The sequence below is a fragment of the Actinomycetes bacterium genome, assembly GCA_036510875.1.
Lineage (GTDB): Bacteria > Actinomycetota > Actinomycetes > Prado026 > Prado026 > DATCDE01.
On sequence record DATCDE010000303.1, the window covers coordinates 1 to 13,392 of the forward strand.

Below are 13,392 nucleotides of genomic sequence, written 5' to 3' on the forward strand. Positions count from 1 at the left end.
GAACCACCCGCCCAACTACGGCCCCGGAACACCACCCCAGCCGAACAAGACGAGGCCGCTGACGCTGTCGGAGCCGTCGCCTAACATCAACTCACGGCGAACCCACGTCCGAGCATTTACACCGGATCTGGGACGCGACCGTCCGAGCGGGAACGCTCCTTGGAGGCACTCAAGGGGGACCGAACGGGTCAGCACAGCATCAGGATCAACCAGCAATGGCGGATCTGCTTCACTGGACCGCAGCTGGGCCCGAGGACGTGGAGATCGTCGACTATCACTAGGAGGTGAGCACGGTGGCGACCATCGACCCGATTCATCCCGGAGAGGTGCTCCTGGAGGAGTTCCTGGGGCCTTTGGGCGTGACGCAGCACCGGCTGGCGGTGTCGATCGGGGTGCCTCCTCCTCGGACCAACGAGATCGTGCACGGCAAGCGCCGCATCACCGCGGACACGGCCCTGCGGCTGGCGCGGTACTTCGGCACGACGGACCGTTTCTGGCTGAACCTGCAGACGCGATACGACCTGGAAATCGAACGGGACCGCCTCGGGGGCGTACTCGAGGCCATCCATCCACTCCAGCCTGCGTGACCGCCCGGCTCTCGGCCGGTCTTCACAGCCACCCAACATCGGCCCGTGGTGGGCTCATGCTTTGCGGCGGATGAGTACTTGCTCCCGTTCGCCACTCATGCGGTCAGCCTGGCGGTGGCTGGCACTGGTGAAACGCTCGCCCGGTCCAGGTGGATCAACCGGTCAGGTGCGTCATGGAGTTGTCTGCTCGGAACCAGTGGGCTGGGACCGTGAAGTCGTTGAAGGTCGGTGCGGTGATGGCCGAGTTGGTTGTCGAGGTCGTCGGCAACGAGGTTGTCGCTGAGATCACCGCAGGGTCTGTGGAGCGGTTGACGGCAGGCTGTTGGCGAGCCGGTTGTCGTGGTGGTCAGGGCCACTGAGGTCATGATCGGCCGGGAGCAGACAGGGTCGACGCGCCGACAAGATGCGTGTACGCGCGTCGCGTAGGGTCCTGTCAGCTGGGCTGGTTGCCGCCGCGGGGGTAGACCTCCAGCTCGGTGGCTTTGACGGTCAGCCAGACTTGGGCGCCGGGGCTGAGGGCCAGTTCGGCGACGGCGGCGGGGGTGACGTCGACCAGGGCGGGTGGCTGTCCGTGCAGGTCGAGCCGGACCCGGTCGGTGAGCAGGGTCAGGCCGACGATGCGGGCCGGCCAGGTGTTGCGTGCGCTGGTGGCCTCGGGTCTGCGGGTGCTGACGGTGACAGCGGATGGGCGGACCGCGACGAGGACGTCGCCGTGCTGGTTGTGGTCGGGAACGATGAAGCTTCCACCGCCGGCGACCACCACCTGCGGGCCGTCGGCGTGCCCGGTGTAGAGGTTCAACCCGACCAGTCTGGCGACGTAGTCGGTGGCGGGCCGTCGGGCGATCTGGGCTGGGGTGCCTTCCTGGACGATCCGGCCGTCCTCGAGGACCAGCAGCCGGTCGGCCAGCATCAGGGCTTCCAGCGGGTCGTGGGTGACCAGCAGGCACGGCCCAGTGAACTCGGTCAGGTGGCGCCGGAGTTCGGTCTGCACGTCGAGACGGGTTCGGGCATCGAGAGCGGACAGCGGCTCGTCGAGCAGCAAGATGGCGGGGTCTCCGGCGAGGGCCCGGCCGAGGGCCACGCGTTGAGCTTGGCCACCGGACAGGTCGGCCGGTCTGCGGTCGGCGAGTTCGGTGAGCCCGAGACGGTTGAGCCAACCCTCGGCCACAGCCTTGGCTGCGGGTCGTCCGAGGCCGCGGGCGCGGGGTGAGAAGGCGACGTTGTCGAGCACGCTGAGGTGTGGGAACAGCCGGTAGTTTTGGAATACGAAGCCGACCGGCCGGTCCGACGCCTCGAGGAAAGTTCCGCTGGTCGCATCGTCAATGGCCTGCCCGGCGAGTTGGATGCGGCCGGCCGAGACCGGGAGCAGACCCGCGAGGGCGCTGAGCAGGGTGGACTTGCCGGCGCCGTTGGGTCCGAGCACACCGAGGACCTCGCCCGGTGGCACCGTGAAGGCGACGGTCAGCGTGAAGTTGCCGCGGGCCACTTCGGCGTCAACCACCAAAGCGGTGCCAACCCCTGAGGTCACTGGCTCAGGCCGCCGCGCAGCCACCGGTCGCGCAGGGTGACCAGGACGACGACGGACACCAGGAGCAGCACCAGGCTGAGGGCGATCGCCGCGTCGGGGTTGGTTTCCAGCGCGTAGTACACCGCGATCGGCATCGTCTCGGTGCGGCCGGGGAAGCTGCCGGCGAAGGTGATCGTCGCGCCGAACTCGCCGAGTGCTCGGGCCCAGCACAGCACCGCTCCGGCGCCGAGCGATGGGGCGATCAGCGGCATGGTGACGCGCCGGAACACGGTCATGCGCGACGCCCCGAGGGTGGCGGCTGCCGCCTCGAGACCCTGGTCGGCGGAGCGCAAGGCTCCCTCGACGGCGACGATCAGGAAGGGCATCGCGACGAACGTCTCGGCCATCACCACCGCGACCGGGCTGAACGGGATGGTGACCCCAAACCAGGAGTCCAGGTAGCGGCCGACGAAGCCGTTGCGACCGAAGGCCAGCAGCAGCGCGACCCCGCCGACCACGGGGGGCAGCACCAACGGCAGCGTCACCAGCGCACGGAGCAGCCGCTGACCCGGGAACACGGTCCGCGCCAGCACCCAGGCCAGCGGCACCCCGATGAGAAGTGAGATCCCGGTGGCCGCCGTCGAGGTCCACAGCGACAGCCGCAGCGCCTGCGAGACGTCCGAGCCGCGCAGGATCGGCCACAGCTGGCCCCACGGCGCCCGGACGATCAGCCCCACCAGGGGCAGCACCAAGAACGCGACCGCCACCAGCGCGGGGACGAACAGTGGCGCGGGCACCGACCTCGGGCCACCGCCCCGGGTCACGCGCCGTTGCCGTTCCCTGGCGCTCAGGCGCGCCGGGGTCGTCAGGGTGTCCACTGTCGCCGGCCCCGGGACCGGCTGGTCAGGGCTGCTCGAACCCGGCGGCGGTCAGCAGGCTCTCACCGGCCGGGGAGAGGACGTAGGCGACGAACGCCGCAGCGGCGTCCGCGTTGCCGCTCTTGGCCAGTGCGGCGATCGGGTACGAAGTGGAAGCGTTGAAATCGGCCGGGATCGGCACGCCCGTCACCTTGGCACCGGCCGCCTTGACGTCGGTGACGTAGACGACGCCAGCGTCGACCTCACCGAGCTCGACCTTGCTCAGCACGGACTTCACGTCCGGTTCGAGGGTCACCGGCTTCACCGTGATGTTGGCGTTGGTGAACACCTTGGCCGCGGTCGCTCCGCACGGCACCTGAGGCTGGCACAGCGCGACCTTCACCGTGGGCCTCGCCAGATCGGCGACCGAGGCCACCCCGGCCGGGTTGGACGGGGGCACCGCGATCTCCATCACGTTCTTCACGAACGTGGTCGGGTTCGACAGGTAGCCCGCGGTCACCACCTGATCCATGTTCTTCGTGCTCGCCGAGGCGAACACATCCGCCGGAGCGCCGGCGGTGATCTGGGTAGCCAGGGCCGAGCTCGCCGCATAGCTGAACGTGACCTTCACCCCCGGATGGGCGGCCTCGAACTGCGTGCCGATCTGGTTGAACGCCTCGGTCAGCGACGCCGCGGCGAACACCGTGATCGACCCCGACAGCGACGGGGAGGCTGAGCTGCTTGACCCGGCGCCTGCGGTCGAGCCGGAGCCCCCGCTGCTGCTCGAGCCGCAGCCGGCCAGGGCAGTGGCCACCAGCCCGACGGAGAGGATGGTGACAGCGGTACGGCGCATCTGAACTCCTCGATCGGCTCTGGCCTGCTGGGTGGGATTAGCGGCTCTTTGGGATCTCGATGGACACGTTCGTGGACTTCACGGCCGCCACCGCAAGAACACCCGGCTCCAAGCCGAGCTCGTCGGCGGCCTCCCGGCTGAGCAGCGACACGAACCGGTGCGGCCCGGCCTGGATCTCGACCTGCGCCATCACCGTGTCGCGCACCACCCTCGTGACCAGCCCGCTGAACCGGTTACGTATCGACTGAGCGACCACGGCCCGGTCCTCGACGTGATCAGCCGACTCCGCGAGTTCCTGGGCGAACCTGGCCAACGCCACACCGTCGACCGCCAGTCGCCCAGAGGAGTCCGTCGTCATCTCCAGCCGCCCGGCATCGGCCCACCGGCGGACCGTGTCGTCGCTCACCCCGAGCAGGGTCGCGGCTTGCTTGATCCGGAACACTGGCACCCCGCGACCATAGCCGTAGATACGGGGATCTGTCATGCCAGCCAGCGCACATACCAGAGTCCAGATGAATCACGAACGCATCCGCGTCATCGCGCTCACCATCCTGGACCGACGTCACGCCGCCCTCTCCGTCGCGGGCGCGCCGACGGGAACCGCACAGATGCCAGGTTCGAGGAGGCCAGAGACCTCCCCACATCCCAGGTAGGCCACGGACCCGATGCCGGCCCAGACCCGTGGACCGAACCCAGACCGCGGTTGGCTGCTCCGAGAACCGCACCGAGTGCCGGACATCGAGCGGGCGGGAAGTGAGTGCTTCGACGGATTGCCTGCGGCGCTTCGGTCCCGAATGAGATAGCGGCTCCCCTTCAACGCCTCCGGGCCACCGGGTGCGACAGGCAACCGGCGCGGCCCTCTCAGTCCACGGGCTCGCCGGCGGCGGGTGACTTGGTGAGTTCCGCTATGGCGTCAAGGTGACCCGAGCGGACCGGGCTGAGTGGGTGCCGGTCCACCTCGGCGGTGACGGTGACCGAGCGGTGTCCGAGCAGGTCGGAGATCTGTTCGAGGGACACTCCGGCGGCGGAGAGCAGGCTGGCGGCGGCGTGCCGCAGCAGGTGTGGGTGCAGGTGGTCGAGGCGGCGAGGTCGGCGACGTGGTGGAGCCGGCGTCGCACGTTCGAGGGATCCAGCGGCGTGCCGATGTCGGTGGTGAACACGAGGCCGTCGGGGTTGTGCCAGCGCCGTCCGGCGGTCGACCGGTCGGCGTCTTGTGTCTCGCGCTGGCGGACCAGGGCGTCCACGCAGACCTGCGGAGGGCCACCATCCGGCGGCTGGTGGGGGTCTTGGGCGGGGAGAGGATCATGCCCGAACTGCTGCGCCGCAGGGAGCGTTCCACGCGCAGGGTGGGTGGGCCGGCGTCGAGGTCGACCGCGTCCCAGGTCAGGCCGGCGGCTTCCCCGGGGCGCAGCCCGAGCAGCAGCGACACGGTGATCAGCCCGCCGAGGCGGTCCTGCTGTGCGGCCGCGCGGAGAGCGCGGGCCTGGTCGGGGGTGAGGCCGTGGCGTTCGCGGACCGGGCCGCGGGGGGCTTGCACCACCTCGGCGACGTTGCGGGCGACCAGGCCGCGGCGCTGGCCAAGGCGGGGAATTCGGCGGGCCAGGGTGAGGGTGAGCCGCAGGGTGCGACCGGAGTAGCCGGCCGTGGCGCCGAACAGCGGGAGTAGCGCGCTGGCGAGGCGTTGGCGCGTTTCGGGGTCGACGCTGTCAGGGAGATCGGCCAGTAGCCGTTCGATCCAACGGGACCGGCTGAGCTTGCCGCGTCGGGATAGCCCGCGGGCCTCGCTGTCGGGCTCGAGGCTGAGCGCGAGCAGGGTGCGTAGCTCCGGCTCGTGGTCGAAGGCCCACTCGCCCATGCTGCGCACCACAGCGGCGGCCATGGCCGCCGCGTTGGAACGGTTTGGCGACGCCCTGGCCAGGGTCACCATCGACGCACCCTCCGCTCGCGTCGCGTTGAAGCAGCTGGACGAGGCCGTCGAAGATCATCTCGCGGACGAGGAGGCGGACGTGCTGCCGCTGATCCCAGACTCGTTCACCATGGAGGACGTGGTTTCGTTCGCGGCTGAGGCAGCCAAGACCAACCCGGCGGAGGCGTTTCTTCGGTGGGTGCTCGACGGAGCGCCGGACTCTGACGTCGCCTTCTTCAAGGCCCGCTATTAGCCCCTGTCCGCACGGAGCTGGAGTCGCGCTGGGTTCCACCGTGGCGCGCGGAAGTCGATGCTCTGAGACTGTGACTCGCGGGGGGGGTTCGAGCCCCCTTTGCTCCACCCAGGGAATGTGCAGGTCAGCGGCGCGGCTGCTGGCCTGCGGTCGTCTTTGATGAAGCGCTCTGCCCCGCCGCTGTCGCGGAACGCGCCGTAGCATCGGCTGGCGGAGTCAGCGGTGCTCTCGGTCACCACTACGATCAGTGACATGGCTGAGGACGAGCGCACGTACAGCGATGCCGAACGTCGCGCCTATGTCCCACCGCCCTGCCCCAACTGCGGACACCAAGGTGACTGGCGCGTCGTCCGTTGGCTGCCCACCGGTGTCGGTCTGGAACCACGCTGGACTCCCGGTCTGAGCCTGTGTCCGATGTGCGGCAACCCCCCCTCGGTCGACTTCTTCGTGGACTCGGATCCGCCGGCTCAGACCTGATCGAGTCGGCCCGTCCGGGCCGCCAGTCGATGATTGCCTTTGCGGGAGTCGGTCGGCAGCGGCCCCGGGCCCAGGAGTGAAGTCGAGGCCTCGTGGCTTGGGGGTCAGCCGCCGGACCCCGTCCCGGCCGCCCCGGAACGATTGTTGGGAGCCCGATCGAACCGCACCCCCCAGCGGTGCGACGGGGCTCCCGGTTCGCACCGGCAGGCGCCATCCGGCCGTGACGCGAGCGCGAGGCGGACGGCGCCAGGGCAGTCGCCGCGCGTGCCGTAGGGGGGCTTTGGTCACCACCCGCGCGAGGTTCCTCGGTGCGATGCTGGGTGCCACGGCTGGTGCGGCCGTAGCCCGGCACCGCCGACCCCGCCCCTGGTGGCCGGTCGGTGACCATCGCGCCCGGACCGACCGGTACGAGCTGCGGGTCGTCCCACTGGCCGTGGCCGTCGGTATCGGGGTGCTGGTGTTCGGACTGCTTATGATCGGCGACCTGCTGACCTCGAGGTGAGTGTCACCCCGGGTGTCCCGATGGCCGGCGTCCAGCGCATAGGGTCGTGACCCGTGGACGACGATGCAGCCCCTGAGTGGACTGAAGACCTGATCACCCGGCTGGGCAGCGTGCGCGAGGCGCTGCGCACGCACACGGCGATGCCCGATCACGCCGAGGCGACGGTCGAGGTCTGCGTGGACGCGCTGCGCTACGTGCGGGACTTCCTCGGTGAGGTCATGAACGAGGACGTTCCCCAGTACCTGCAGGACACCGCCATCCGACTGTTCCGGCTGATCGAAGCGGACTGAGCCCTCGGGCGGCCAGCCGAGAATCCGGGGGTCCGTGACGCGACGCATGAAGGTCCCGTAACTTCGGCGGTGCGCACAGAAGGGACCGTTCATGCAGGCGAGCGGGCAGGCGAGCGCGGAGCGGGTGCGGCGCACCTACGACGCGGCGGTCGCGGCTGCGCTGCCCGCGGTCACCGGCGCGCTGTCCCTGCTGTTCGTGCTGCTCGCGGTGCTCCGCCCGTTCTTCCTCGAGGGCCGCACGGCCGTCGTCCTGACGGCGTTCGCCGCGGTCTCGGCACTGGGCATGGCGGTGCTCGCCCTGTGGACCAGCCGGGACCGGCTGCCCCGTTCCTGGGCGCATCCGGTGGCGGTCGGCTCGGCCTGGCTGGCCGCGGCCCACGCCCTCGCGCAGATGGCACTGACCCATGAGCCCGAGCAGACCAGCTACGTCATGCTCGTCGTGGTCGCGGCCGGGGCCTGGGTGCTGGCCCCGCGGTGGCTGGCCCTGGCCCTGGCCGGGCTGTGGACGGCCTGGCTGTGCTGCCTGCTGCTGCTCCCCGACGCGGGGCCGCGGTTCTGGGGGTTCGCGATGGCCGTGGCCACCCTCCTCGCGGTCGTCATCAACCTGGCCCGCCGGCAGGGCCTGGACCGGCTGGAGCGGGCCGCGACGGCCGCGGAGCGGGCCGCGGTGGAGGACCCGCTCACCGGCCTGCTCAACCGGCGGGGGCTGACCCTGCTCGGCGACCAGGTGGTGGCCACCGCCCGTCGGTCCGGCAATGCGGTGCACTGCACCTTCATCGACGTGCGGGGGATCGCCTCGGTCAACACACGGGGCGGCCTGACGGCCGGCGACCGGGTCCTGGTGGCCGTGGCCGACGCGCTGAAGGGCGTGGTCCGGGCCGGCGACGTCGTGGCGCGCTGGAGCGGCGCCCAGTTCTGCGTGCTGGGCCCGGGCCCGGGGATCGCCCCCGTCGACCTGGAGCGGCGGCTACGCGGGCGACTGTCGGAGTACCCGCCGGCCGATGCGGGCGGCTGGGCCGGCGAGCTCAGCTCCGGCACCGCGATGCTCGCGCCCTGGGACGACGGCGACCTGGCCACGCTGCTGGAGGGTGGCGACCGTGAGCTGCGCCGACGGCGGGCGCTGATCCCCCCGGCCGAGATGCCCAACGCGGACCGACCCTCGGGCGCCGAGTGACCGAGCCACGGCACCTGCTGGTCATCGCCGACTCGCTCGCCTTCCACGGCCCGCAGCGGCCTGAGGTGCTCACCGACCCGCGGCTATACCCGAACGTCTGCGCGGCCGCGCTCGAGGCGGCCACCGGCCGGCCGTGGCGGGCCGACGTGGTGGCCCGGCTCGGCTGGACGGCGCGGGACGGCTGGTGGGCGCTCACCAAGGACCCGAACGTGGCCACCGTGCTGGCCCCACGGGCGGACGCGCTGCTGCTCGGGGTCGGACAGATGGACCACCTGTCCGCGGCCGTGCCCACCTACCTGCGCGAGGGCATCGCCTACCTGCGCCCGGGCGGGCTGCGCCGGCGGGTCCGCTCGGTGCACCAACGGTGGGGGCCGCGGGTGATCCGGGCCACCGGCGGGCGGCTGCGGCAGCTGCCGCAGCCGGCCACCGACACCTACCTGGCCCGGATCGTGCAGGCCGTGCGGCTGCTCGCCGGGGACATCCCGGTGGTACTGCTCGGGCCCTCGCCGCACTCGGCGCCGGCGTACCCCTCGCTGCGGCACCACGGCCCCGCCGTCGGCGCGGCCCGCCGGTGGGCCGCGGCCCACCGCACCGGCTTCGTCGACCTCGACCCGATCGTTCAGCCGTCGCTGGACGCCGGCACCGGCAACCCCGACGGCATGCACTGGTCGTTCGCCGTCCACGAGGGGGTCGGGACGGCGGCCGCCGGGGCGCTGCTAGCCGGACTCGGCGGCTGAGCGCCCGCCCTGCGGTACCCTCGACCCATGCGGTACCCGCTGCTCCTTACCGGGCCGTGCTGACCACGAGCGAGCTGGCGGCACGGCGACCCCTCCTGAACGAGGGGTCTTTTCATGTCCGGACACCGAGCACGACAACGAGGACACGATGAGCGAGAGCACCGAGAGCCGGCCCACCGAGCGCGACGCGTACGACGTGTTCGCCACGCAGGACAAGTGGCTGCCCGTGTGGGACGAGCTGGCGCCGTTCCGCAGCGGCGACCCGGCCGACCCGCGGCCGCGCAAGTACGTGCTCGACATGTTCCCGTACCCCTCGGGCGACCTGCACATGGGCCACGCCGAGGCGTACGCGCTGGGCGACGTGGTGGCCCGGTACTGGGTGCTGCGCGGCTACAACGTGCTGCACCCGATCGGCTGGGACTCCTTCGGCCTGCCCGCCGAGAACGCCGCCATCACCCGTGGGGTGGACCCGGACGAGTGGACCGACAGCAACATCGAGGTAGGCACCGCGTCGATGCGCCGGTACGCGCTGTCCTTCGACTGGGACCGGATGCTGCAGACCTCCGACCCGAACTACTACCGTTGGAACCAGTGGCTGTTCCTGCGGCTGTTCGAGAAGGGGCTGGCCTACCGCAAGCCGTCCCAGGTCAACTGGTGCCCCAAGGACCAGACCGTGCTGGCCAACGAGCAGGTCGTGGGCGGCCGGTGCGAGCGCTGCGACACCCCGGTCACCAAGAAGAAGCTGACCCAGTGGTACTTCCGGATCACCGGCTACGCGGACCGGCTGCTGGACGACATGGCCCAGCTGGAGGGCGGCTGGCCGGACAAGGTCCTCACCATGCAGCGCAACTGGATCGGGCGCAGCGCCGGGGCCGACGTCCAGTTCCGGATCGAGCAGCGGGACGAGCCGGTCACCATCTACACGACCCGTCCGGACACCCTGTTCGGCGCGACCTTCTTCGTGGTCGCGGCCGACTCCGACCTGGCCGCCGAGCTGGCCGGCGGTGCCTCCGACGAGGTGCAGGCGCAGTTCGCGACCTACCTGGAGCAGGTGCGACAGACCTCCGAGATCGACCGGATGTCCACCGAGCGGCCGAAGACCGGGGTGTTCCTGGAGCGGTACGCGATCAACCCGGTCAACGGGGAGGCGCTGCCGATTTGGGCCGCCGACTACGTGCTGGCCGACTACGGCCACGGCGCGATCATGGCGGTGCCGGCGCACGACCAGCGCGACCTGGACTTCGCCAGGGCGTTCGACCTGCCGGTGCGGTTGGTGGTGGACACGGGCGAGGAGGACCCAGCGGTCACGGGCGTGGCGACGACCGGGGACGGCGTGCTGGTCAACTCCGGGCCGCTGGACGGCATGCGCAAGGAGCAGGCGATCGCGGCCATCGTGGCCCGGCTGGAGGCCGACGGGCTGGGCCGGGCCGCCGTGAACTACCGGCTGCGCGACTGGCTGATCTCCCGGCAGCGGTACTGGGGCACCCCGATCCCGGTCGTGCACTGCCCGTCCTGCGGCGAGGTCCCGGTGCCGGACGACGAGCTGCCGGTCCGGCTGCCGGTGTCGAAGGGGCTGGACCTGGCCCCCAAGGGCCGCTCGCCGCTGGCCGCGGCCACCGGCTGGGTGCACGTCGACTGCCCGCGGTGCGGCGGAGCGGCGGAGCGGGACACCGACACCATGGACACCTTCGTCGACTCGTCCTGGTACTACCTGCGCTACCTGTCCCCGTACCTGGCCACCGCGCCGTTCGACGTCGAGCTGGCCCGCGAGTGGATGCCGGTGGACCAGTACGTCGGCGGCGTGACGCACGCGATCCTGCACCTGCTGTACAGCCGGTTCTTCACCAAGGTCCTGCACGACCTGGGCTACGTCGACTTCACCGAGCCGTTCACCCGGCTGCTGAACCAGGGCATGGTCGTGATGAACGGCTCGGCCATGAGCAAGTCGCGGGGCAACTTGGTGCGGCTGTCCGACGAGCTGGGCTCGCATGGCGTCGATGCGGTGCGGCTATCGATGGTGTTCGCCGGGCCGCCCGAGGACGACATCGACTGGGCCGACGTCTCGCCCACCGGGTCGGCGCGGTTCCTGGCGAGGGCCTGGCGGCTGTCCGGGGACGTCGCCGCGCCCGTCGGCACCGATCCGACCACCGGGGACGCCGGGCTGCGGCGGGTCACCCACCGGGCGGTCGCCGACGCGGCCGCAGCGGTGGAGGACTTCCGGTTCAACGTCGCGGTCGCCCGGATGATGGAGCTGGTCAACGCCACCCGCAAGGCGATCGACACTGGCTGCGGGCCCGCCGACCCGGCGGTGCGCGAGGCCGTCGAGGCGGTCGCCGTCATGCTGTCGCTGGCCTGCCCGTTCACCGCTGAGGAGATGTGGGCCCGGCTGGGGCACCAGCCGACCGTGGCCAGGGCCGCCTGGCCGACCGTCGACCCGGCGCTGCTGGTGGAGGACTCGGTGACCTGTGTGCTGCAGGTGGCCGGCAAGGTGCGCGGGCGGCTGGACGTCGCGCCGGGCATCGGAGAAGACGAGCTGCGCGAGCTGGCGCTGGTCGACCCGGCCGTGGTCAAGGCGCTGGACGGGCGAGGGGTGGGCACCGTCGTGGTGCGGGCGCCGAAGCTCGTCAACGTCGTCCCGGCCTGAGCCGGCGCGCGGCGCTAGCCTCGACCCATGGCCGGGGTCGCTGTCGTCACTGACTCGACGGCCTACCTGTCGACCGAGCTGGTGCAGCAGCTCGGGGTGCTCGTCGTGCCGGTGCAGGTGATCGTTGCGGGGCACACCTACGACGAGGGGACCGGGATCTCCTCCGACGAGGTGGCCGAGGCACTGCGCACCTGGCGGCCGGTGACCACCTCGCGGCCGGCGCCGGCCACCTTCCTGGCGGCCTACCGCGCGGCGGCCGAGGCCGGTGCGACCGGGATCGTGTCGGTGCACCTGTCGGCGGACATCTCCGGGACGGTGGGGTCGGCCCGGCTGGCGGCCGGCGACGCGCCGGTGCCGGTGCAGGTGATCGACTCGCGGACGATCGGGATGGCCATGGGCTATCCGGTGCTGTCGGCGGCCCAGGCCGCGGCGGACAGCGCCAGCCTGGACGAGGTCGCCGCCGCGGTCGAGAAGCGCTGCGGGCAGTCGTCGGCGCTGTTCTACGTGGACACGCTAGAGTACCTGCGCCGGGGCGGGCGGATCGGGCCCGCGGCGGCGTGGTTCGGCTCGGCGCTGGCGGTGAAGCCGCTGCTGCAGGTGGTGGACGGCCGGATCCTGCCGCTGGAGAAGGTGCGCACGAGCTCCAAGGCGCTGGCCCGGCTGGAGGAGCTCGCGGTGGAACGGGCCGGGGTGGCCGCCGTGGACATCGCGGTGCACCACCTGTCCGCGCGGCCGCGCGCCGAGCAGCTGGCCGAGCGGCTGCGCGCACGGGTGCCCGGGCTGGGTGAGCTGCGGGTCAGTGAGGTGGGCGCGGTCGTCGGCGCGCACGTGGGCCCCGGGATGATCGCCGTGGCCGTCGTCCCCCGCTGACCCACCCTCCCTTCCTGCTGTCCACCGGGCGGGGTTGTCCACCGACCGGCTGAGGGGGAGCACCGGCGCCCCGGCGGCGGACCAGGTTTCCGGGATGGTCGGCCTGCCGTCGCGACGGACCGGGGGTGACGCTGGTCGCCGCCCCCGCAGCCGGTTGGCCCGGGTCCTGCCGGGCGCCGGCTGGGTCCCCGCGGCGCGGGAGGTCCCGGAGGCCTGGTCGGCCCTGGACGTCGAGCGGTGGCTGGCCTGGCGCTGGTGGGCCGCCTCCGGTGGTGCTCGGGCTGGGATACCTGCGCCGCTCGGCCCCGGTTGGGCTGGGGCTGCCCGCGGTGACCGCGCCGTCCGCGCCGTCGGCGGGGGTCATCGTCGACATGGCCGGGAAGGTCCGTCGACCCGGCATCGTGCGGCTGGCCGCGGGCGCCCGGGTGGTCGACGCGCTCACCGTCGCAGGCGGGGCGCTGCCCGGCGTCGACCTCACCCCGCTCAACCTGGGCCGCCGCCTGGCGGACGGCGAGCAGGTCCTGGTCGGCGCGGCCGCGCGTCCGCTGCCGCGCCCGGCGGCGGGGCGGCGGGGGCGGCGGCCGGGGCGGGCGGCCAGCTCGACCTCAACGCCGCCACGGTCGAGCAGCTGGAGGTGCTGCCGGGCGTCGGCCCGGTGCTGGCCCAGCGGATCGTCGACTGGCGCACCGAGCACGGCCGCTTCCCCACGGTGGACGAGCTGCGCGAGGTCAGTGG

At 72.0% G+C, this 13,392-nt stretch carries 16 protein-coding genes and 3 pseudogenes; 13 read left to right on the plus strand and 6 right to left on the minus strand.

Annotation, left to right across the window (positions count from 1 at the left end):
• The first annotated feature begins 159 nt into the window (after positions 1 to 159).
• From VIM19_17635 to VIM19_17645, 3 genes and pseudogenes are all read left to right on the plus strand, one after another.
• Positions 160 to 281, plus strand: a pseudogene (locus VIM19_17635) (type II toxin-antitoxin system RelE/ParE family toxin).
• 12 nt (positions 282 to 293) lie between these two features.
• Complete coding sequence (locus tag VIM19_17640) at positions 294 to 587, plus strand: HigA family addiction module antitoxin (protein HEY5186678.1); 294 nt, start codon at positions 294 to 296, stop codon at positions 585 to 587.
• 236 nt (positions 588 to 823) lie between these two features.
• Positions 824 to 946, plus strand: coding sequence for a hypothetical protein (locus VIM19_17645; protein HEY5186679.1), 123 nt, complete (start codon positions 824 to 826; stop codon positions 944 to 946).
• A gap of 74 nt (positions 947 to 1,020) precedes the next feature.
• Here the strand turns inward: VIM19_17645 and VIM19_17650 are convergent, their stop codons facing one another.
• From VIM19_17650 to VIM19_17675, 6 genes and pseudogenes are all read right to left on the minus strand, one after another.
• The gene (locus tag VIM19_17650) at positions 1,021 to 2,088 is read right to left on the minus strand and encodes an ABC transporter ATP-binding protein (GenBank protein ID HEY5186680.1); all 1,068 of its coding nucleotides are present in this window, start codon (positions 2,086 to 2,088) and stop codon (positions 1,021 to 1,023) included.
• A 23-nt stretch (positions 2,089 to 2,111) separates the two neighbouring features.
• On the minus strand, positions 2,112 to 2,918 hold the full coding sequence (locus VIM19_17655; protein HEY5186681.1) for an ABC transporter permease: 807 nt from the start codon (positions 2,916 to 2,918) through the stop codon (positions 2,112 to 2,114).
• A gap of 79 nt (positions 2,919 to 2,997) precedes the next feature.
• On the minus strand, positions 2,998 to 3,804 hold the full coding sequence (gene modA, locus VIM19_17660) for a molybdate ABC transporter substrate-binding protein (protein ID HEY5186682.1): 807 nt from the start codon (positions 3,802 to 3,804) through the stop codon (positions 2,998 to 3,000).
• Positions 3,805 to 3,841: 37 nt separating this feature from the next.
• Positions 3,842 to 4,252 carry a TOBE domain-containing protein gene (locus VIM19_17665; GenBank protein HEY5186683.1) on the minus strand — a complete coding sequence of 137 codons (411 nt, stop codon included), beginning with the start codon at positions 4,250 to 4,252 and terminating at the stop codon, positions 3,842 to 3,844.
• 413 nt (positions 4,253 to 4,665) lie between these two features.
• Positions 4,666 to 4,821: a hypothetical protein gene (locus VIM19_17670; GenBank protein ID HEY5186684.1), complete on the minus strand. Its 156-nt coding sequence runs from the start codon at positions 4,819 to 4,821 to the stop codon at positions 4,666 to 4,668.
• A 1-nt stretch (position 4,822) separates the two neighbouring features.
• Positions 4,823 to 5,052 (minus strand): annotated as a pseudogene (locus VIM19_17675) (hypothetical protein).
• Between the two features lie 253 nt (positions 5,053 to 5,305).
• Here VIM19_17675 and VIM19_17680 point away from each other — a divergent pair.
• The 10 genes and pseudogenes from VIM19_17680 to VIM19_17725 all read left to right on the plus strand — a co-directional run.
• Positions 5,306 to 5,470 (plus strand): hypothetical protein, encoded by a 165-nt coding sequence (locus tag VIM19_17680; GenBank protein HEY5186685.1) that lies wholly within the window; start codon positions 5,306 to 5,308, stop codon positions 5,468 to 5,470.
• 187 nt (positions 5,471 to 5,657) lie between these two features.
• Positions 5,658 to 5,963 carry a hypothetical protein gene (locus VIM19_17685; GenBank protein ID HEY5186686.1) on the plus strand — a complete coding sequence of 102 codons (306 nt, stop codon included), beginning with the start codon at positions 5,658 to 5,660 and terminating at the stop codon, positions 5,961 to 5,963.
• Positions 5,964 to 6,753: 790 nt separating this feature from the next.
• A complete protein-coding gene (locus tag VIM19_17690; GenBank protein ID HEY5186687.1) occupies positions 6,754 to 6,942 on the plus strand; it encodes a hypothetical protein in 189 nt (62 codons plus the stop codon).
• Positions 6,943 to 6,995: 53 nt separating this feature from the next.
• The gene (locus VIM19_17695) at positions 6,996 to 7,232 is read left to right on the plus strand and encodes a hypothetical protein (GenBank protein HEY5186688.1); all 237 of its coding nucleotides are present in this window, start codon (positions 6,996 to 6,998) and stop codon (positions 7,230 to 7,232) included.
• 91 nt (positions 7,233 to 7,323) lie between these two features.
• The gene (locus VIM19_17700) at positions 7,324 to 8,406 is read left to right on the plus strand and encodes a GGDEF domain-containing protein (GenBank protein HEY5186689.1); all 1,083 of its coding nucleotides are present in this window, start codon (positions 7,324 to 7,326) and stop codon (positions 8,404 to 8,406) included.
• The gene (locus VIM19_17705; protein HEY5186690.1) at positions 8,403 to 9,143 is read left to right on the plus strand and encodes an SGNH/GDSL hydrolase family protein; all 741 of its coding nucleotides are present in this window, start codon (positions 8,403 to 8,405) and stop codon (positions 9,141 to 9,143) included. The genes VIM19_17700 and VIM19_17705 overlap by 4 nt, the downstream gene beginning before the upstream one ends.
• A 148-nt stretch (positions 9,144 to 9,291) precedes the next feature.
• Positions 9,292 to 11,787 carry a leucine--tRNA ligase gene (gene leuS / locus VIM19_17710; GenBank protein ID HEY5186691.1) on the plus strand — a complete coding sequence of 832 codons (2,496 nt, stop codon included), beginning with the start codon at positions 9,292 to 9,294 and terminating at the stop codon, positions 11,785 to 11,787.
• A 27-nt stretch (positions 11,788 to 11,814) separates the two neighbouring features.
• On the plus strand, positions 11,815 to 12,657 hold the full coding sequence (locus VIM19_17715; protein ID HEY5186692.1) for a DegV family protein: 843 nt from the start codon (positions 11,815 to 11,817) through the stop codon (positions 12,655 to 12,657).
• Positions 12,658 to 13,028: 371 nt separating this feature from the next.
• Positions 13,029 to 13,118, plus strand: a pseudogene (locus VIM19_17720) (SLBB domain-containing protein).
• A gap of 173 nt (positions 13,119 to 13,291) precedes the next feature.
• Positions 13,292 to 13,392, plus strand: a 101-nt coding sequence (locus VIM19_17725) for a helix-hairpin-helix domain-containing protein (protein ID HEY5186693.1), incomplete at its 3' end; no start/stop codon positions are given.